Source organism: Microbacterium kunmingense (genome assembly GCF_023155745.1).
Taxonomy (GTDB): Bacteria; Actinomycetota; Actinomycetes; order Actinomycetales; family Microbacteriaceae; genus Microbacterium; species Microbacterium kunmingense.
Window position 1 is genome coordinate 79,800 of the sequence record NZ_JAKNUS010000006.1, and the last position, 19,607, is coordinate 99,406.

A 19,607-nucleotide genomic window follows, 5' to 3' on the forward strand; every position below is an offset into this window, starting at 1 on the left:
GGGCGTCTAAATAGTGGTCGCGGCCAGTGCCAGTACCGCCCCGCCGACGATGAGCGGTGCGCTGACCAGTCCGAGGACCGCATAGCGCCCCCACGACAGCGTCACCCCCGCCGCGACGATCCGGGCGTGCCACAGCAGGGTCGCCAGCGACGCCCAGGGGGTGATGAGGGGGCCGGCGTTCACGCCGATCAACAGGGCGGCGAGGCGCACCGGATCGTCGGAGGCGGATTCGAGCAGCAGGTAGGCGGGGAGGTTGTTGGCGAGATTCGCCGCCACGGCTCCGGTCCCGGCGATCCCGGCCAGTGACAGCGCCGAGTCGCCGGGGCCGATGAGCGCCTCAAGCGGCTCGAGCGCTCCGAGCGCCTCCAGCGCTGCGACCGCGACGAACAGGCCGGAGACGAAGACCAGCAGCGACCACGGCACGAGCGAGATCTGCAACCGCCGGGGCGACCGCCAGGCGAAAAGCGCCACCAGCGCGAGGGCGGCCACGCTCGCTGGCATCCAGGGCGGGATGCCGCTGACGAGGAACGGCAGCAGCACGATGACGATGATCGCCGCCACCCGGAGTTGCACGCGATCGGTGACCACCGGTGGCGTCGAGGCATCATGGCGCCCACGGAGTCGTCGACGGAACACGAGGAAGAGCAGCGCCACCGAGAGGGCGATCGACACGAGCGCCGCCGGCCACAACAGGCTTACGAAGCCCAGGATGTCGCCGCCGGAGATCCCGTCGACCGCGAGCAGGTTCGTGAGGTTGGAGATCGGCAGGAGCAGCGACGCGGTGTTGGCCAGCCACACCGTCGCCACCGCGAAGGGGAGCGGGTCGAGGCGATGCGAACGCGCGACCGCGAGGATGACCGGCGTCAGCAGCACTGCGGTGGTGTCGAGGGAGAGGAAGACCGTGACTGCGGTCGCGAGGCTCACCACCAGCATCCACAGCAGCAGGGTGCTGCCCCGGGCGAGCCGGGAGAGCGCGCCGGCGGCGACATCGAAGACCCCGGCTGTCGCGGCGAGCTCGGCCACCACGGTGATGGCCACGACGAAGAGCAGGATGCTCCAGACCCGGTCGCCGACGGCGAGAAGATCGGATGCCGGGAGGACACCGGTCACCAGCGCCACCGCACCCGCGGCGAGGAGCCCGAGTCCCAGCATCCAGGTCTTCACTGCACCATCATGGTGCCCCGATCCGCGCCCACCGACCTGACTAGACTGTCGGCATGGAATCCCGGCCCAGCATCGCGGCTCTCGCCGCCCTGGTCGGCACGCGAACGCTCGACGCCTGAGCGGGCGGGGCGCCCGTGCGCCCGAAGCTGAGAACGTGACCGACCACCCGTGACCGAGACCCAGGAGTACTTCCGTGACTGACGCCCTCTCGTCGGACGAATCCGCCCGCGCCGACGGCTTCGCGCTGTTCCCCGACAAATCCGTGATCGCCATGCGCGTGAACGGCGAACCGCGCGACCTCGCCACCCTCGTCGCCGATGGCGACGACGTCGAACCCATCACCATCGACAGCCCCGAGGGCCTGTCGATCCTGCGGCACTCGACGGCACATGTGCTGGCGCAGGCCGTGCAGCGCATCGTTCCGCAGGCGAACCTCGGGATCGGGCCTCCCATCACCGACGGGTTCTACTACGACTTCGGCGTGGCGCAGCCCTTCACCCCCGAAGACCTGAAGGCCATCGAGAAGGAGATGCAGCGCATCATCCGCGAAGGTCAGCGATTCGTCCGCCGCGTCGTCACCGACGAGGAGGCGCGGGTCGAGCTCGCGTCCGAGCCGTTCAAGCTCGAGCTCATCGGGCTCAAGGGCGGCGCCGACAAGACCGAGGGCGCATCGGTCGAGGTGGGAGCCGGCGAGCTCACCATCTACGACAACGTCGATCGCGACGGGGAGACCGTGTGGAAGGACCTCTGCCGCGGACCCCACGTGCCCAACACCCGGACGATCGGCAACGGCTGGGCCCTGCAGCGGGTCGCCGGCGCCTACTGGCGGGGAAGCGAGAAGAACCCTCAGCTGCAGCGGATCTACGGCACCGCCTGGGCGTCGAAGGACGACCTGCGGGCCTACCAGCACCGCCTCGAGGAGGCTGCCAAGCGCGACCACCGCAAGCTCGGCCGCGAGCTGGACCTGTTCTCCTTCCCCGAGGAGATCGGGTCGGGACTGTCGGTGTGGCACCCCCGCGGCGGAATCGTGCGCGGCGAGATGGAGCAGCACGCCCGTCGACGTCACATCGACGGCGGCTACACCTACGTCTACACCCCTCACATCTCCAAGGAGGACCTCTTCCTCCAGTCCAATCACCTGGTGACCTACCGGGAGGGGATGTTCCCGCCGATCACCCTGGACGAGGAGCGGGACGCCGAGGGGGTCGTCACCAAGGCGGGGCAGGACTACTACCTCAAGCCCATGAACTGCCCGATGCACATCCTGATCTTCAAGGAGCGCGCGCGCAGCTATCGCGACCTGCCGATGCGTCTCGCCGAGAACGGGACCGTGTACCGCAACGAGCTCTCGGGGGCGCTTCACGGACTGACCCGCGTGCGCGGATTCACCCAGGACGACTCGCACCTGTTCGTCACGCCCGAGCAGCTGGAGGGGGAGGCCACCCGCGTCCTGGAGTTCGTCATCTCGATGCTGCGCGACTTCGGTCTCGACGACTTCGAGCTCGAGCTGTCGATGCGCGACGACGAGAAGGAGAAGTGGATCGGCTCCGACGAGTTCTGGGAGTACTCCACCGATGCCCTTCGCAACGTCGCGGTCGCCAGTGGACTGAAGCTCACCGAGGTCCCCGGTGAAGCGGCGTTCTACGGACCGAAGATCGACCTGAAGACCCGCGACGCCATCGGCCGCACCTGGCAGCTCTCAACCGTCCAGGTCGATCCCAACCTTCCGGAGCGGTTCGAGCTCGAATACACCGACCGGGACGGGCAGAAGAAGCGCCCGATCATGATCCACCGCGCGCTCTTCGGATCCATCGAGCGGTTCTTCGCCATCCTCCTGGAGCACTACGCCGGGGCCTTCCCGGTGTGGCTCTCGCCCGTGCAGGTCATCGGGGTGCCTGTGGCGGAGGAGTACGCCGACTACCTGGACGGGATCGTCGGCCGGTTGCGTGCCGAGGGCGTGCGCGCGGAGGTCGACCACAGCGACGACCGCATGCAGAAGAAGATCCGCACCCACACCACGCAGAAGGTGCCGCTGATCCTCATCGCCGGCGAGCAGGACCGGTCGGCGGGCACGGTGTCGTTCCGGTTCCGTGACGGCACCCAGGAGAACGGGATCGCCGTGGATGACGCGGTCCGGCGCATCCGCGCCGCCGTCGACGGCCACCTGCTGGTGAACACCGCCGAGGACTTCCGTGTCTGACGCAGAGCTCCGCGGCGACGACGACCTCGTCGCCGCCGCGGAGCTCGCCGGCGTGCCGGACGAGTTCCAGCGGCTGTGGACGCCGCATCGGATGGCGTACATCCAGGCCGGCCCCGAGCCGCTGCGCGAGGTGTGCCCCTTCGACGAAGCCCCGCAGAAGTCCGATGAGGATGGCCTCATCGTCTTCCGCGGGGAGACGTCGTATGTGCTGCTGAACCTCTTCCCCTACAACTCCGGTCATCTCCTCGTCTGCCCCTACCGGCACATCGGCATGTACGACGAGGCGACGCCGGAAGAGGTCGCCGAGATCGGCGCTCTCACTCAGACCGCGATGCGGGTGCTCCGACAGGTCTCGCGCTGCGATGGATTCAACATCGGCATGAATCAGGGCGCCGTCGCCGGCGCCGGGGTCGCCGCGCACCTTCACCAGCACATCGTGCCGCGATGGGCCACCGACGCGAACTTCTTCCCGATCATCGCCAAGACCAAGGCGCTGCCGCAGCTGCTGGGCGATGTGCGTGCCGCCATCGCCGAGGCCTGGCCCGCCTGATACCGCTGACCCGGGGTGTGGACAACCCCCGGCGCACCGCTGCGCGGACCGATACGGTGGCGGGCATGCCTTCACGCTCGACCGCCGCAGCCGCTTCCCTCGTCGTCGTCGCCCTGAGCCTCGCCGGCTGCTCCTTCTCCATCCCCGTCGAGGTCGAAGCGTCGTCGAGCCCCACGGCCTCCTCGTCGGCTGCCACGCCGTCGCCGACCGACGTCGACGACGGCGACGCCGACGACCCGATGGCCGACGCCCTCGCCGAGCGCGACCAGTTCCTCGCCGACCAGCAGCTTCCTCTCGACGGCTCGCCGCTCGTGGCGGTGACCCCCGCCCAGCAGGAGTTCATCGCGCAGCAGCGCGCCTTCATCGAGTCGCAGGGCGGCACCTGGGACGCCCAGACCGAGAGCATCTCGCTGGCGCTCGCCGCGGACGCGTGCGAGACGGCGATCCTGAACTACCACGAGGTCGACGCGCCCCTCCTTCAGGCGCACGTCGCCTCGTCGCCGGTCTTCGCCCAGCTCATCCCCGCCGACTTCCCCGAGGATCAGCGGGCGGCCGCAGAGCGCAACGTCGCGAGCGTCATGGTCTTCGGCGCGGGATTCCTCTGCCCCGAGGACGGACCGCAGTGGGAGGCCGCCTTCACCGAGGTCTACGGCTGAGCCGCACGCCTCCGGGGTTCAGCGCACCTGCGCGACCGGGAACTGCATCCGCGGGTGGGCGTAGAACTCCTGCGCCTCGATGAGCTGCAGCTCGCGCTGCCCCGACTCGAGGGTGAGGGCGAGGAGGTCGAACACGCTCGACACGGTGCGTGCCAGCGCCTCGGCGGCGCTGCGGGTGCGGAGGTAATGCGCGGTGAAGAGTGCGGCGGTGACGTCTCCCGAGCCGTTGGCCTTCATCGGCAGCTGGGGTGTCTGCACGATCCAGGCTCCGGCGTCGTCGACCGCCAGCATCTCCAGGGTGCCCTCCTCGCGCTCGGGTCGCTCGACGCTGGTCACCAGCACCGTGCGGGGTCCCATCGCGCGTGCCGCGTCGACCGATTCCAGCGTGGACTCCAGCGAGAGCGGCTCGGTGTCGGTGAGGAAGCCGAGCTCGAACTGGTTCGGGGTGATGATGTCGGCCACGGGGACGACCCGCTCCCGCAACAGCACGGGAATGGCGGGGGCCACGAAGCATCCGGATCTGGCGTTCCCCATCACCGGGTCGCACGCGTAGAGCGCGGCGGGGTTCGCCGCTTTCACGCGGCGCACCGCATCGACGATCACATCGCCGATCCCCTCACTGCCCTGGTAGCCGGACAGGACCGCGTCGATCTGGCCGAACACGCCGCGTTCCTCGACGCCGGTGAGGACCTCGGCGACATCGGTGGGTGGGATGAGCGGGCCGCGCCACGCGCCGTAGCCGGTGTGGTTGGAGAAATTCACGGTGTAGACCGGGAGCACCTCGACGCCGATGCGTTGCAGCGGGAAGACCGCCGCGGAGTTGCCGACGTGGCCGTGAGCGACGGCCGACTGGATCGAGAGAATCTTCACGGGAGCATCATCCTTCGGTGAGGGCGGCCGCGCGTGCGGCAGCGGACAGGTCGCGGGCGAACGCCTGGGCATCGGCGTCGTCGAGATCATGGACGGTGAGGCGGAGGTGCGTGCTCGGCTCGTCGGCGCGGAGGGAGAACTCATCGCCGGTGCGCGCGAGCCACCCGCGGCGCATCAGCTGCGCCGATACGGCCCGCGCCGGAGCGCCGGCGTCGACCCACAGGTTCAGCCCGTCGCGCGCCGTGGCCTCCAGGCCCGCCTCGCGGAGCAGACCGGCGACCCGGGCGTTGCGCTCGGCGTAGTGAGCGGCGGCACGATCGATCGTCGCGCGCGCCGCCGGATCGGTCAGCTGTGCCAGCGCGAGACGCTGCAGAAGGTGACTGACCCAGGTCGTCCCCGGGCTCAGGCGCGTGGCCAGACGCTCGGCCGTGTCGGGGTCGGTGGCGGCGAGGGCGAGGCACATGTCAGGCCCCAGGAACTTCGACACCGATCTCACGAGCGCCCAGCGGCGATGCCCTCGCGGGATGAGCGAGAGATAGGGGCGCCGTGAGAGCAGCGAGTAGTGGTCGTCTTCGACGACCAGGACATACGGATGCTGGGCCAGAACGCCCCGCAGAGCCTCGGCGCGCTCCGCGGTCATGCCCGCCCCGGTCGGATTCTGGGCGCGCGGCGTGCAGACGATCGCCCGCGCTCCCGCGGCGAGCGCGGCGGACAGGCCCGCCACCGTCATCCCCTCGTCGTCGACGGGGACGGCGAGCGGCCGGTATCCGCCTACCCGCACCGTGTGGAGTGCGGAGAGGAAGCAGGGGTCTTCCAGGGCGACCGCGTCGTCGCGGGTGAGGGCCTGGGCGAGCAGGCGCTCGAGGGCGTCGACGGCGCCGTTGGTCACGGTGATGCGCATCTCGTCGGCGAGGACGTCGGGCGCGAACCACGCCGCCGCCCACGCCGCCAGCTCGGCGTCGACGACCGGCTCGCCGTAGAGCACCGGGCGCGACGCGATGCGGCCGAGGGCCGGAGCGAGCTCGGGGATGAGGGCGGGGTCGGGGTTGCCGGTGCCGACATCGCGCAGCACGGTGTCGGGGGCGAAGCCCTCCTGGGCGACGGGCGCCCGGTCGGCGACCCGCGTTCCGCCCCGGCCGCGCGAGACGACGAGGGCCGCCTGCGCGAGCTGCCGATAGGCCGCCACGACGGTGTTGCGGTTCACGCCGAGGGCTGCGGCGAGATCCCGCACCGGGGGCAGACCGTCACCGGGGGAGAGAACGCCCTCCTCGATCGAGGACCGGATGCTGCGGGCGATCTCGGCCGCAGTGGTGCCGCGGATCGCCTGCTGCAGGTCGGTTGTCGTCATCCTGATCAGCCTACGCCGTAGGTCATGGTATTTTCTGGCCTAGGTCAAAACTGCACCACGTCTGAAGGGACCCCCGATGAGCACACCGACGACCGGATCCGACCGCGTCAAGCGCGGCCTGGCCGAGATGCTGAAGGGTGGCGTCATCATGGACGTCGTCACCGCGGAGCAGGCGCGGATCGCCGAGGACGCCGGCGCGGTCGCTGTGATGGCCCTGGAGCGGGTACCCGCCGACATCCGCGCGCAGGGGGGTGTGTCGCGCATGAGCGACCCCGACATGATCGACAGCATCATCGACGCGGTGTCGATCCCCGTCATGGCGAAGGCTCGGATCGGGCACTTCGTCGAGGCCCAGGTCCTGCAGGAGCTCGGCGTCGACTACATCGACGAGTCCGAGGTGCTCTCACCCGCGGACTACGTCAACCACATCGACAAGTGGTCCTTCACCGTGCCCTTCGTGTGCGGCGCGACCAACCTCGGCGAGGCGCTGCGGCGCATCACGGAGGGTGCGGCGATGATCCGCTCGAAGGGCGAGGCCGGCACCGGGGACGTGTCGGAGGCGATGAAGCACATCCGCAAGATCCGCGGTGAGATCGCCGCGCTGACGGCGCTGTCGAAGGACGAGCTGTACGTCGCGGCGAAGGAGCTGCAGGCTCCGTACGAGCTGGTGGCCGAGGTCGCCGAGACCGGCGCTCTCCCGGTGGTGCTGTTCGTCGCCGGCGGCGTCGCGACGCCGGCCGACGCCGCGATGATGATGCAGCTGGGCGCCGACGGCGTGTTCGTCGGCTCGGGCATCTTCAAATCGGGGAACCCGGCTCAGCGCGCGGCGGCCATCGTCAAGGCCACGACGTTCCACGACGACCCGAAGGTCATCGCCGAGGTGTCCCGCGGTCTCGGTGAAGCCATGGTCGGCATCAACGTCTCCGACCTGCCGGCTCCCCACCGCCTCGCCGAGCGTGGCTGGTAGGCCGCGGGTCGGCATCCTTTCCCTTCAGGGGGACGTGCGAGAGCACGGCCGCGTGCTGTCGGAGCTCGGTGCCGAGGTGCTCCTCGTCCGAAGGCCCGCCGAGTTGGCGGGCGTGGACGGACTGGTGATCCCCGGTGGGGAGTCCACCACGATCGACAAGCTCGCGCGGGCGTTCGGGATGCAGGAGCCCATCCGCCGGGTGATCGCAGGCGGGATGCCGGTCTTCGGCACGTGTGCGGGGCTCATCCTCCTCGCCGATCGCCTGGAGGACGGGATCGCGGGCCAGCAGACCTTCGGCGGGCTCGACGTCACGGTGAAGCGGAACGCCTTCGGCGGGCAGGTCGAGTCTTTCGAGACCGAGATCGCCGTCGAAGGTTTCGCCGGCCCGCCGGTGCATGCGACGTTCATCCGAGCCCCTGCCGTGACCGAGGTCGGTCCGGGCGCCCGCGCGCTCGCCGCACTCGATGACGGTCGCGTCGTCGCCGTCGAGCAGGGCGTGCTGCTGGGGATCGCGTTCCACCCCGAGGTCTCGGGGGAGTCGAGGTTTCACCGCCGTTTCCTCGACCACGTCGCCGCGCGGGCCTGACGCCCCGCCCTCGGCCTGCCCCGCTCCCGCGCTCCGCCACCCGCCCCGGCCCACCGCCCCGGCCCACCGCCTCCGGCGAGAATCCAACGGGGCGCCGAGAATGCGGGTGAACCCCGAATCCTCGGCGCGCCGTTGCACTCTCGTGGGCGCGGAGGGGCGCGGGGACGCGGGAGGGCGCGGGGACGCGGGGAGAGCGCGGGTGACGCGTCAGACCACGGCGGGGGAGGTCAGGCGGGCGATTGCGGCGAGGGTCAGGTCGATGTCGTCATCGGTGGTCACCCACGACGACACCGAGCAGCGCAGCACCGCCCGCCCCCGCCAGTGCGCTCCGGTGAGAGCGGCTGTGCCCTCCCGGAGGATGGCGCGCCCGAGCTCCTGGGTCGCGTCGTCGTCATCCAGACGGAACATGACCTGGGTGAAGTCGGGCGCGCAGACCACCGTCACCCCGGGGATGGCGCGAAGCCCGCGCTCCAACCGCCGCGCATTCCGGTGCAGCCGATCGACGAGAGCCTCGACGCCCTCCCTGCCGAGGGAGGCCAGCGCCGCCCATACGGGCACCCCGCGGGCGCGCCGGGACAGTTCAGGTGTGACATCCCAGGGGTCGAGACCCGTGTACATCAGATAGTCGCCGCCGGCACGGAACATCGCGATCGAGTCGGCTGGATCCCGCACGATCGCCATGCCGCAGTCGTACGGGACGTTCAAGGTCTTGTGGGCGTCCGTCGTCCATGAGTCGGCGGCGTCGACACCCCAGGTGAGGGCGTGAAGGCGCGGCGATGCGGCGGCCCACAGGCCGAAGGCGCCGTCGACGTGCACCCACGCCCCGTGCGATTTCGCGATCGGAATGAGCTCGGCGAAGGGGTCGAAGGCCCCGGTGTGCACCTCGCCCGCCTGCAGGCAGACGATCGTGGCGGCGTCGGGGAGATCCGGCAGCGTCCGCGCAAGAGCGTCGGGCCGCATTCTGCCGTCGTCGTCGGAATCGATCACCACCATGTCGGCCTCGCCGAGACCCAGGAAGCGCGCTGCACGGTCGATGGATCCGTGGCGGTCGCGACCGACGACCAGCCTCACCGCTGGCGCCCCGGTCAGACCTTTGAGGGTGAAGTCCCAGCCGCATCGGCGCAACAGCGCGTGCCGCGCGACCGAGAGGCAGACGAAGTTCGACACCTGCGCCCCCGTGACGAAACCCACCGAGGCGCCGCGGGGGAGATCGAGGATCTCCAGCAGCCACTCGCCCGCGATGCGCTCCAGAGCGACGGTGGCGGTCGTCATGGCGCTCGACCCGGAGTTCTGATCCCAGGCCGACACGAGCCAGTCGGCCGCGAGGGCCGCCGGCAGGGTACCGCCGATCACGAAGCCGAAGAATCGTCCCCCCGGGATCGCGACCAGGCCCGGGTCCGCGCGCGCCGCGAGATCCCGGATGACGTCGGGCGCGGGGCGGCCGATCTGGGGGAGCGGGCCGCCGAGCGCGGTCGTCATCTCCTCCACGCTCGCCCGTGGCCAGACGGGTCGGTCGGGCAGCGTCGCCAGGAAGTCCCGAGCCGCCTGGTGGGCGGCGTCCAGCGCCGCGTCGCGCTCATCCATAGCCACAGTGTCCCGCCGCTCCCCGCGAGAGTGCAACGGGGCGCCGAGGAGGCGGTTTCGCCCCGCTCCCTCGGCGCGCAGATGCACTCTCGCGGGGGAGGCGGGTGCGCTCTCGCGGGGAGGAGGGACGGGCGCGGCTAGAATCGTCAGCATGTCCGGCCACTCCAAGTGGGCGACCACCAAGCACAAGAAGGCCGTCATCGACGCCCGCCGTGCGAAGTCGTTCGCCAAGCTCATCAAGAACATCGAGGTCGCCGCCAAGATCGGCGGTGCCGACCTCTCCGGCAACCCCACCCTGTACGACGCCGTGCAGAAGGCGAAGAAGACCTCCGTCCCGAACGACAACATCGACCGCGCCATCAAGCGCGGTGCGGGGATCGGCGGCGAAGCGGTCGAATACACCTCGATCATGTACGAGGGCTACGGTCCGAACGGCGTGGCGCTGATGATCGAGTGTCTGACCGACAACCGCAACCGCGCGGCGGCCGAAGTGCGCACGGCGCTCTCCCGCAACGGCGGCACCCTCGCCGACCCCGGAAGCGTCGCCTACAACTTCACGCGCAAGGGCGTGATCGTCGTTCCGGGCGAGGGAACGACGGAGGACGACGTGATGATGGCGGTCCTGGATGCCGGCGCCGAAGAGGTCGAGCCGCACGGTCAGGGATTCGCGGTCATCACCGAGGCCAGCGAGCTGGTGTCGGTACGCACGGCTCTGCAGGATGCCGGGATCGACTACGACTCCGCCGACGTCGAATTCGTCCCCAACCTCAAGGTCGAGGTCGACGCCGACACCGCCCGCAAGGTGTTCCGGCTGATCGATGCCCTCGAGGACAGCGACGACGTGCAGAACGTCTTCAGCAACCTCGACCTCACCCCCGAGGTTCAGGCAGAGCTCGAAGCAGAGGACTGAGCACCCGGCCGGCCGATCACGGCGGCGGGGTTCGCGGGCGACACGCCGACGTCGGGAACCGACGGCCGGCGTGTCATGGCCGAACCCCCGCGGTTGCGTGCGCCCACCCCGCGGTTGCGTGCGCCCACCCCGCGTTCTGATACCCCGACACCGCGCTGTGACGGTCGGATGACGCGCGAGAACGCCCCTGGCATGCGCGACCGGGCGGCGCGCCGCCGGGCGCGCCTGCGGCGCGGTGGGCGGCGCCGCGCCTACCGTTGCGGGGTGGCCACCCTTCGCGTTCTCGGCGTCGATCCCGGTCTGACCCGGTGCGGCATCGGCGTGGTCGACGTCGCGGCCGACCGCAGCGCGCGTCTGGTTCACGTGGGGGTCATCCGCACCGATGCCGGAACCCCGATCGAGCACCGGCTCGCCGCACTGGCGGCAGGGCTCCGCGAGGTCGTGCGGGCCCACGGGCCGGCCGTCGTGGCCGTCGAGCGGGTGTTCGCTCAGCACAACCGCCAGACCGTGATGGGTACGGCGCAGGCCAGCGGCATCGCTCTGCTCGTCGCGGGCGAGGCGGGGCTGCCCGCAGCCACGCACACCCCGACCGAGGTCAAGGCAGCGGTCACCGGATACGGTGCCGCCGACAAGCGCCAGGTGCAGACGATGGTGGCGCGCGTGCTGCGCCTGGATGAGCTGCCGCAGCCCGCCGATGCCGCGGACGCCCTGGCGCTCGCGCTGTGCCACGCGTGGCGGCGCGGACCGGCGTCCGCGTCCGTCGCCGCCGGAGCACTCACGCCGGCGCAGCAGCGCTGGGCCGACTCCGAACGGCTCGCGAGACGCTGACGACCGCGGGGCCGGAGTGTCGCTAGAACATATGTCCGAACCGTGTCCTAGGCTGGAGACATGATCTCCTCCCTCCACGGCACCGTGCTGCACGTCGAGGCCGACAGTGTCATCGTCGAGGTGGGTGGCGTCGGTTTCTCCGTCGCCGTCACGCCGCAGGTCTCGCGCGGTGCACCCGTGGGGGAGCGGCTCCTGCTGCACACCGCCCTCATCGTCCGCGAGGACGCGCTGTCGCTGTTCGGTTTCCCCACCCGCGAGGAGCTCGCTGTCTTCTCCGTGCTGCTCGGCGTCACCGGCGTCGGGCCGAAGTCGGCGCTCGGGGTTCTGGCCACCCTCACGGTCCCGCAGATCGCCGACGCCGTCGCAGCCGATGACGACGCGCCGTTCCGGCGTGTCTCGGGGATCGGGCCTAAGACCGCCAAGCTCATCGTCGTCCAGCTCGCCGGGAAGCTCGCTCCGGCCCGCCCCGCGGGGGCGACCGCTGCGACCGCGCCGGTACCCGACCTCGCGGCCCAGGTGGTGCAGGCGCTCGTCGGTCTCGGATGGTCCGAGCGGACCGCCGCCGAGGCCGTGGCCACCGTCTCCGAGACCGCAACCGATGCCGACCGCTCCTCCGTGGGGGCGCTCCTGCGTCGCACCCTCGCCGAGCTCGGTCCGGCCCGGGAGTCGCTGCGTGGGTGAGGCACTGGATCCCACCGAGCCCGCCGACGAGTCCGAACTCGCGATCGAGGGCGCCCTTCGCCCCACCTCCCTGGCCGATTTCGTCGGGCAGCAGAAGGTCCGCGGGCAGCTGCAGCTGCTGCTTCAGGCCGCGCGCATCCAGCAGCGCCCGGCCGATCACATCCTGCTGTCAGGCCCTCCCGGACTCGGCAAGACGACGCTGGCGATGATCGTCGCGCACGAGAGCGAGCGGATGCTCCGGATGTCCAGTGGTCCGGCTATCCAGCACGCCGGTGATCTCGCCGCGCTGCTGTCGAGTCTGGTCCCCGGCGAGGTGCTGTTCATCGACGAGATCCACCGGATGGCGCGCTCGGCCGAGGAGATGCTGTACCTCGCCATGGAGGATTTCCGCATCGACATCATGGTGGGAAAGGGGGCCGGTGCGACCAGCATCCCGCTGGATCTCGCGCCCTTCACCCTCGTCGGTGCGACGACGCGCTCGGGGATGCTCCCCAATCCGCTCCGCGACCGCTTCGGGTTCACCGCGCACCTGGAGTATTACGAGCCGGAGGAGCTGGAACAGGTCATCCGTCGGTCGGCCGAGAAGCTGGGCGTGCAGATCCCGGCGTCATCGCGGTCCGAGATCGCGCGACGTTCACGGGGAACGCCCCGGATCGCGAACCGGCTGCTGCGGCGGGTGCGCGACTACCTCATCGTCCACCGCGGTGGCGGTGCCGCCGACGCCGAATCGGTGGATGCCGCGCTGGAGCTCTACGACGTGGATCGCATCGGACTGGATCGCCTCGACCGGGCCGTTCTCGATGCACTCATCCGACGCTTCCATGGCGGTCCGGTGGGCCTGGGCACCCTGGCGGTGGCCGTCGGCGAAGAGCCCGACACCATCGAATCCGTCGTCGAGCCCTATCTCGTGCGCATCGGGTTCATGGGCAGAACACCCCGCGGCAGGGTCGCCACGCCCGAGGCGTACGCCCACCTGAGAGCCCCCCATCGCGATGGGGCCCTCAGATTCGATGACCTATAATCGCTCAAGGCTTCTCGCCGCCTCCCCTCCCTGCACGGCAGCGCCGCCCCAGGCGCGCCGAAACCGAAAGGTGCCCTTCACCTCATGGACTTCGCGAACTTCTTCGCCAACTACGGCCTCATCCTCCTGCTGGCCGCCCTGTTGGTCTTCATGTTCTGGAGCTCGCGCCGTCGCCTGCAGAAGCAGAAGGCCGAGCAGGAGGAGCGCGCGCGTCAGACCGTGCCGGGTGCCGAGGTGCTCCTGCAGGGCGGCCTCTACGGCACGATCGTCTCCTACGACCCCGACAACCTCGACCAGCCCGCAGTCGTGGAGATCGCGCCCGGCGTGAGCATCAAGGTGCACAGCCAGGCGATCCTCCGGGTAGTGAACCCCACCGACGTGCTGTCGGAGGAGGAGTTCATCGAGGCGGAGGTCAGCAAAGAGGAGTACCTCGAGGGCGTGGCGACCGGTGACATCACCTCGATCAGCGACGACCGACGCGCCGCCGCGTCCTCCGAGACCATCGACGACGCCGACGCGGACAAGCGCACCAAGCCCGACGCCTGACCCGTCGTCCGACGGCTCGAAGAAAGCTGACCCCTCGTGGCCACATCCACCCCCGTCCGCCGCGCCTGGCGGGCCCTGATCGGCCTGCTGGCGATCACCGCCGCTCTGTTCGGCATCAACGCGCTCGGCGTCTATGCGTTCGGTCAGAGCTCGTGGGTTCCCGAGCTCGCGCTCGACCTGCAGGGCGGCACCCAGATCGTCCTGGAGGCGCAGACCGAGAACGCCGAACCGCCGTCGACCGAGCAGCTCGAGCAGGCGGTGACGATCATTCGCCAGCGCGTGGATGCCTCCGGCGTCGGCGAGGCCGACGTCGCCACCCAGGCCGGCAACCAGATCGTCGTGCAGATCCCCGGCGAGGCCGACGAGGAGACTCGTCAGCGCATCGAGCAGTCGGCGCAGCTGCAACTGCGCGCGGTGCTCGCCACCAGCAACGAGACGACCGGCGCCTTCATCGGTCAGGACGGCAACCAGACGCCGTACCCCACCCCCGACCCGTCGCTGCCGTCCACGCCCTCGCCCTCGCCGTCCGACGGCAGCGACCCGGCGTGGATCACCCCGGCCCTTCAGGCGCAGTACGACGCCTACAACTGCTCCGACCCCGCGAACGACCCCGCCAATGCGCCGGCCGACCAGCCGCTCATCACGTGTGACCCGACGGGCACCGTGAAGTATCTCCTCGGTCCGGTCGAGCTCGACGGGTCCGCCATCGACGACGCCACCTTCGGGCTCCAGCAGACCGACGGCCGGTGGGCGGTGAACCTCGTCTTCGACGGCGAGGGCACCCAGATCTTCGGCGAGATCAGCCAGCGGCTCTTCGGCGCCGCACCGCCGCTGGACCAGTTCGCCTTCGTGCTCGACGGCTCGGTGCTCTCCGCGCCGCAGATGAACGGGGTGATCCTCGACGGTCGCCCCAGCATCACCGGCAGCTTCACGCAGGAATCCGCGCAGGTCCTGGCCGACCAGCTGCGGTACGGTGCCCTGCCGCTGAGCTTCGAAGTCGTCAGCTCCGACACCATCTCGGCCACGCTCGGGTCGCAGCAGCTGCAGATCGGTCTCATCGCCGGCCTCATCGGCCTGATCCTCGTCGCCCTGTACTCGCTGGCCGTCTATCGCGCGCTCGGGTTCGTCATCATCGCCTCGCTCATCGTGATGGGGGTCCTCACCTACATCACCCTCTGCATCCTCGCCTGGCGCATCGGCTACCGCCTGTCGCTGGCGGGTGTCGCGGGTGTCATCGTCTCCATCGGTTTCACCGCCGACAGCTTCATCGTCTACTTCGAACGAATACGAGACGAGTTGCGCGACGGCAAGTCGATCACGGGGGCTGTCGAGGACGGCTGGGCTCGAGCCCGTCGCACCATCTACATCTCCAAGTCGATCAACGTGCTCGCCGCCGTGGTGCTCTACATCCTGGCCGACGCCACCGTGAAGGGCTTCGCGTTCACGCTCGGTCTCACGACCGTCATCGACGTGCTGATCTTCATCCTCTTCACCCATCCGGTGCTCCAGCTCCTGGCGCGCACACGGTTCTTCGGGTCCGGCCATCCGCTCTCGGGCCTGGATCCCGAGGCGCTCGGTGCCGTCTACCGGGGGCGCGCACAGTTCCGCGCGCCGGTGTCGGCGGGGAAGACCCCTGCCGCGCGGCGCGCGGCCAAAGCCCGGGGGGAGGCCGAGCGACGGCAGACGATCGCCGAGCGCAAGCAGGCCGAGCTCGCCGCCACCGAGTCCGGCAAGTCCGCAACGAAGGTCAAGGACGGAGACCACTGATGCGGTCCATGAGCCAGCTCGGCAACGATCTCTACACCGGCAAGACCAGCTTCCCGTTCGTCGGGCGTCGGCGGCTGTGGTTCATCATCGCCGCGGTCCTCGTGATCGGTTCGGCGCTGGTGCCGCTGTTCCGCCCGATCCAGCTGTCCATCGAGTTCACCGGTGGTTCGCAGTTCACCGTTTCGGGCGTGACCACCACCGATCAGGCCCTTGCCACCGACGCCGTGCAGTCCGTCGTCCCGGGTGCGGTCACGCGCGTCGTGACGGTCGGGTCGGACGCCATCCGGGTGCAGACCGACCAGGTGACCAACGACGAGAGCCAGCAGATCTCGACCGCTCTCGCGGAGGAGTACCAGGTCCCCGCCGCCGACGTCAGCTACTCGTTCATCGGACCCAGCTGGGGTGCGGATGTCACGAGGCAGTCGCTGTGGGGTCTGGCGATCTTCCTCGCGCTGACCTTCCTGATCCTCGCGATCTACTTCCGCACGTGGAAGATGTCGACGGCGGCCATCATCGGCCTGGTCGACGTGCTCATCATCACCGTCGGGGTCTACGCACTGTTCGGGTTCGAGATCTCGCCGGCGGCCGTCATCGGATTCCTCACGATCCTGTCGTACGCGTTGTACGACACCACCGTGGTCTTCGACAAGATCAGGGAGAACACCAGTGAAGACGGCGAAGTGTCGGGTCGCACCTTCGGGGAGTCGGTGAACCTCGCGGTCAACCAGACCCTCGTGCGCTCGATCAACACCACCGTCGTGGCTGCCCTCCCGACCGGGGCGATCCTCTTCATCGGCGCCCTGTGGCTCGGGGCCCGGACGCTCACCGACATCTCGCTGTCGATCTTCGTAGGGACCATCGTCGCGGCGTACTCGACGATCTTCGTCGCCGCTCCGCTCTACGCACTCTTCCGTGAGAAGGAGCCCGCGGTGCGGGCGCGCGACGAGCGCGTGCTCGCTGCGCGGGAGCTCGCCGGCACCCCCGTCTGAGCCGAAGAAGCGGCAGGGATGCCGCGGTGCAGCGGCGCGGAGTGACCACTCCCGCGGCGTAGGATGAGGTGTCCAGCGGAGGGAGGGCCTGATGACCGAGACCGTCCCGTCCGCCCCGGCGCCCCCTTCGCCGCAGACGACGTCGTCGCTGCGCAGACTCGTGCCTCGCATCTTCTCGCGCTCCGCGCGCCGCGACGACGTCGAACGTCTGCTGCGCACGGTGCGCACCCACCATCCCAAGGGCGACCTGACGATCATCGAGCGCGCCTACACCGTCGCCGACCAGGCGCACGCGGGTCAGACGCGTCAAAGCGGCGAGCCCTACATCACCCATCCTCTGGCCGTCGCGCAGATCCTCGCGGATCTCGGCCTCGGACCGCGCGCGATCGCGGCAGCGCTGCTCCACGACACCGTCGAGGACACCGGCTATCCGTTGGACACGCTCACCGCGGAGTTCGGCGACGAAGTCGCGATGCTGGTCGACGGCGTCACCAAGCTCGACAAGGTCAAATACGGCGAGAGCGCGCAGGCCGAGACCGTCCGGAAGATGATCGTGGCGATGTCCCGCGACATCCGGGTCCTCATCATCAAGCTCGCCGACCGTCTCCACAACGCACGCACGTGGGGATTCGTGCCGCCCGAGAAGGCGAAGAAGAAGGCGACCGAGACGCTGGAGATCTACGCTCCGCTCGCGCATCGGCTGGGTATCCAGACGATCAAGTCCGAGCTCGAAGACCTCTCCTTCGCCGTGCTTCATCCGAAGCTGTACGCCGAGATCGACAGTCTTGTCAAGCAGCGCACCCCCCAGCGCGAGCAGTACGTGCAGAGCGTCATCGAGGCCGTCGAGGGAGACCTCCGCGATCTGCGCGTGCGCGGACGGGTGATGGGGCGCCCCAAGCAGCTCTACTCGGTCTACCAGAAGATGATCGTCCGAGGCCGCGAGTTCGACGACATCTACGACCTCATCGGCATCCGGGTCCTCGTCGGCAGCGTCCGCGACTGCTACGCGGTCCTCGGCGCGATCCACGCGCGCTGGACGCCGCTGTCGGGGCGTTTCAAGGACTACATCGCCACGCCGAAGTTCAACCTCTACCAGTCGCTGCACACCACGGTCATCGGTCCCGCGGGGCGCACGGTCGAGATCCAGATCCGCACCAACGAGATGCACCAGCAGGCCGAGTACGGTGTGGCGGCGCACTGGAAGTACAAGGAGCGGATGAACGGCGGGAAGGCCTACGCCAAGGCGGTGGACGCCGACATGGCCTGGCTCGCCCACATCTCCGACTGGCAGGCCGAGACAGCCGACCCCGGCGAGTTCCTGGACTCGCTGCGTTTCGAGATCGGCGCCAAAGAGGTCTACGTCTTCACACCGAAGGGACGGGTCATCGGACTGCCGTCGGGTGCGACGCCGGTGGATTTCGCCTATGCCGTTCACACCGAGATCGGTCACCGCACGATGGGCGCCAAGGTCAACGGCCGCCTCGTCCCGCTCGAATCCGAGCTCAACAGCGGTGACGTGGTCGAGGTGTTCACCTCGAAGAACCCCGACGCCGGGCCCAGCCAGGACTGGCTCGGCTTCGTCAAGAGCACGCGCGCCCGCAACAAGATCCGGGGCTGGTTCACCAAGGAGCGGCGCGAGGAAGCCGTCGAACAGGGGAAGGACGCCATCGCCCGGGCGATGCGGCGGCAGAACCTGCCGCTCCAGCGTCTGATGAACCAGGACTCCTTCACCGAGGTCGCCCGGCAGCTGCGCTACGAGGACGTCTCGGCGCTGTACGCCGCGGTCGGCGAGGGGCATGTCTCCACCCAGTCGGTGATCGAGAAGGTGACCGCGCTCGTCAGCGCCGCGGAAGACACCTCGACGGGTCCGATCGATCTGCCGGCGGTGGGCCGATCACGCGCACCCCGCGGCGGCGAATCCGGCGTGCTGGTGCGCGGCGCGCCCGACATCCTCGTCAAGCTGGCCAAGTGCTGCACCCCGGTTCCGGGCGACGAGATCGTGGGCTTCGTCACCCGTGGCAGCGGTGTCTCGGTGCACCGTGCGGACTGCACGAACGTCCGGTCGCTCCGGGAAGATCCCGAGCGCCTCATCGAGGTCGAGTGGGCACCGACCACCAAGAGCGTCTTCCTCGTCCAGATCCAGGTCGAAGCGCTGGATCGCTCGGGACTCCTCAGCGACGTCACGCGCGTGCTGAGCGAGCACCACGTCAACATCCTGTCGGCCACCGTCTCGACCTCCAACGACCGTCTGGCGATCAGCCGCTTCGTGTTCGAGATGGGCGACACCGTGCACCTGGATCGCGTCCTGAACGCCGTGCGACGGATCGACGCGGTCTACGACGTCTACCGGGTGACGTCCTCCTGACCCGGCGCCCGCGTGGCGAGGTCGGCGAGGAGGGCGAGCGCGCGCCGCTTGTGCGGCAGCTTCCCCTGGCCGCTCAGCCGCGCGTGCGTGCGTGCCGCGAGCCCGGGAGCGCGGCGCACGAACTCCTCGGCAGCGGCGCGGTGGGCGATGTCATCGACGCGGCACAGATCGGCGAGGGTGCGGGTGGGTGTGGTCACGAGCGCTCCGCCGATGCTCTCGACGTCGCCGGCTGCCAGCGGCGTGTCGCGAACGATGATGCGGCGATCGTGCACGGCCGTGACGCGTCTCGGCACGGCGCGCTGCACGCTGTGCCGTGAGGGGGGTTCGTCGATCCCGCCATGGATCCACGCGGCGCTGAGATGGGTGGCCGCGTACAGGTCGAGGAGGATGCCGCTGAGCGACCCCGCGCGCAGCGCCGCGGTCTCCACGGCGTCGGCGGGCATGTAGCCGTCGCCGACCTCGACGACGTCGCCGTCCAGGCGAGCAGCGGACAGCTCGGCCGTCGACAACCGGTCGCCGGGGAGGTAGAGGAAACGCGACGCGCCCATGATCGGGAGTCTGCCGCGGATGGGCCC

At 69.9% G+C, this 19,607-nt stretch carries 18 protein-coding genes; 13 read left to right on the forward strand and 5 right to left on the reverse strand.

From position 1 onward, the window contains the following. Positions 1-6: 6 nt before the first annotated feature. Positions 7-1,164, reverse strand: a complete 1,158-nt coding sequence (locus tag MA875_RS10280; protein ID WP_248242199.1) for an SLC13 family permease — start codon at positions 1,162-1,164, stop codon at positions 7-9. 271 nt (positions 1,165-1,435) lie between these two features. Between MA875_RS10280 and thrS the strand changes: the two genes are divergently transcribed. From thrS to MA875_RS10295, 3 genes are all read left to right on the forward strand, one after another. Next, positions 1,436-3,364: a threonine--tRNA ligase gene (gene thrS / locus MA875_RS10285; RefSeq protein WP_282448929.1), complete on the forward strand. Its 1,929-nt coding sequence runs from the start codon at positions 1,436-1,438 to the stop codon at positions 3,362-3,364. Further along, positions 3,357-3,914, forward strand: coding sequence for an HIT family protein (locus MA875_RS10290; protein WP_248242201.1), 558 nt, complete (start codon positions 3,357-3,359; stop codon positions 3,912-3,914). Before thrS ends, MA875_RS10290 begins: the two co-directional genes overlap by 8 nt. Positions 3,915-3,979: 65 nt before the next feature. Then, on the forward strand, positions 3,980-4,570 hold the full coding sequence (locus tag MA875_RS10295) for a hypothetical protein (protein WP_248242202.1): 591 nt from the start codon (positions 3,980-3,982) through the stop codon (positions 4,568-4,570). Positions 4,571-4,588: 18 nt separating this feature from the next. Here the strand turns inward: MA875_RS10295 and pdxY are convergent, their stop codons facing one another. Both pdxY and MA875_RS10305 read right to left on the reverse strand, forming a co-directional pair. Further along, a complete protein-coding gene (gene pdxY / locus MA875_RS10300; protein ID WP_248242203.1) occupies positions 4,589-5,440 on the reverse strand; it encodes a pyridoxal kinase PdxY in 852 nt (283 codons plus the stop codon). A gap of 7 nt (positions 5,441-5,447) precedes the next feature. Continuing rightward, entirely contained in the window at positions 5,448-6,788 is a 1,341-nt protein-coding gene (locus MA875_RS10305) for an aminotransferase class I/II-fold pyridoxal phosphate-dependent enzyme (RefSeq protein ID WP_248242204.1), read from the reverse strand. A 76-nt stretch (positions 6,789-6,864) separates the two neighbouring features. Here MA875_RS10305 and pdxS point away from each other — a divergent pair, with 76 nt between their 5' ends. Continuing rightward, a complete protein-coding gene (pdxS, locus tag MA875_RS10310) occupies positions 6,865-7,755 on the forward strand; it encodes a pyridoxal 5'-phosphate synthase lyase subunit PdxS (protein WP_248242205.1) in 891 nt (296 codons plus the stop codon). Then, positions 7,745-8,341 carry a pyridoxal 5'-phosphate synthase glutaminase subunit PdxT gene (pdxT, locus tag MA875_RS10315; protein WP_248242206.1) on the forward strand — a complete coding sequence of 199 codons (597 nt, stop codon included), beginning with the start codon at positions 7,745-7,747 and terminating at the stop codon, positions 8,339-8,341. Before pdxS ends, pdxT begins: the two co-directional genes overlap by 11 nt. Positions 8,342-8,548: 207 nt before the next feature. On the opposite strand, the gene MA875_RS10320 is transcribed toward pdxT, so the two are convergent. Continuing rightward, a complete protein-coding gene (locus MA875_RS10320) occupies positions 8,549-9,925 on the reverse strand; it encodes a pyridoxal phosphate-dependent decarboxylase family protein (RefSeq protein WP_248242207.1) in 1,377 nt (458 codons plus the stop codon). A 151-nt stretch (positions 9,926-10,076) separates the two neighbouring features. On the opposite strand from MA875_RS10320, the gene MA875_RS10325 reads away from it, so the two are divergent. From MA875_RS10325 to MA875_RS10360, 8 genes are all read left to right on the forward strand, one after another. After that, positions 10,077-10,835: a YebC/PmpR family DNA-binding transcriptional regulator gene (locus MA875_RS10325; RefSeq protein WP_248242208.1), complete on the forward strand. Its 759-nt coding sequence runs from the start codon at positions 10,077-10,079 to the stop codon at positions 10,833-10,835. 264 nt (positions 10,836-11,099) lie between these two features. After that, positions 11,100-11,663 carry a crossover junction endodeoxyribonuclease RuvC gene (ruvC, locus tag MA875_RS10330; protein WP_248242209.1) on the forward strand — a complete coding sequence of 188 codons (564 nt, stop codon included), beginning with the start codon at positions 11,100-11,102 and terminating at the stop codon, positions 11,661-11,663. 60 nt (positions 11,664-11,723) lie between these two features. Beyond that, a complete protein-coding gene (gene ruvA / locus MA875_RS10335) occupies positions 11,724-12,344 on the forward strand; it encodes a Holliday junction branch migration protein RuvA (protein ID WP_248242210.1) in 621 nt (206 codons plus the stop codon). Further along, positions 12,337-13,365, forward strand: a complete 1,029-nt coding sequence (gene ruvB, locus MA875_RS10340; protein WP_248242211.1) for a Holliday junction branch migration DNA helicase RuvB — start codon at positions 12,337-12,339, stop codon at positions 13,363-13,365. Before ruvA ends, ruvB begins: the two co-directional genes overlap by 8 nt. Positions 13,366-13,449: 84 nt before the next feature. Next, positions 13,450-13,911 carry a preprotein translocase subunit YajC gene (locus MA875_RS10345; RefSeq protein WP_248242212.1) on the forward strand — a complete coding sequence of 154 codons (462 nt, stop codon included), beginning with the start codon at positions 13,450-13,452 and terminating at the stop codon, positions 13,909-13,911. A gap of 36 nt (positions 13,912-13,947) precedes the next feature. Then, positions 13,948-15,678 (forward strand): protein translocase subunit SecD, encoded by a 1,731-nt coding sequence (secD, locus tag MA875_RS10350; protein ID WP_248242213.1) that lies wholly within the window; start codon positions 13,948-13,950, stop codon positions 15,676-15,678. Further along, on the forward strand, positions 15,678-16,667 hold the full coding sequence (secF, locus tag MA875_RS10355) for a protein translocase subunit SecF (RefSeq protein WP_248242214.1): 990 nt from the start codon (positions 15,678-15,680) through the stop codon (positions 16,665-16,667). The genes secD and secF overlap by 1 nt, the downstream gene beginning before the upstream one ends. Before the next feature lie 91 nt (positions 16,668-16,758). Further along, positions 16,759-19,032 (forward strand): RelA/SpoT family protein, encoded by a 2,274-nt coding sequence (locus MA875_RS10360; protein ID WP_248242215.1) that lies wholly within the window; start codon positions 16,759-16,761, stop codon positions 19,030-19,032. Here MA875_RS10360 and MA875_RS10365 read toward each other — a convergent pair. Next, the gene (locus MA875_RS10365; protein WP_248242216.1) at positions 19,011-19,580 is read right to left on the reverse strand and encodes a type IV toxin-antitoxin system AbiEi family antitoxin; all 570 of its coding nucleotides are present in this window, start codon (positions 19,578-19,580) and stop codon (positions 19,011-19,013) included. The genes MA875_RS10360 and MA875_RS10365 overlap by 22 nt on opposite strands. Positions 19,581-19,607: the final 27 nt, after the last annotated feature.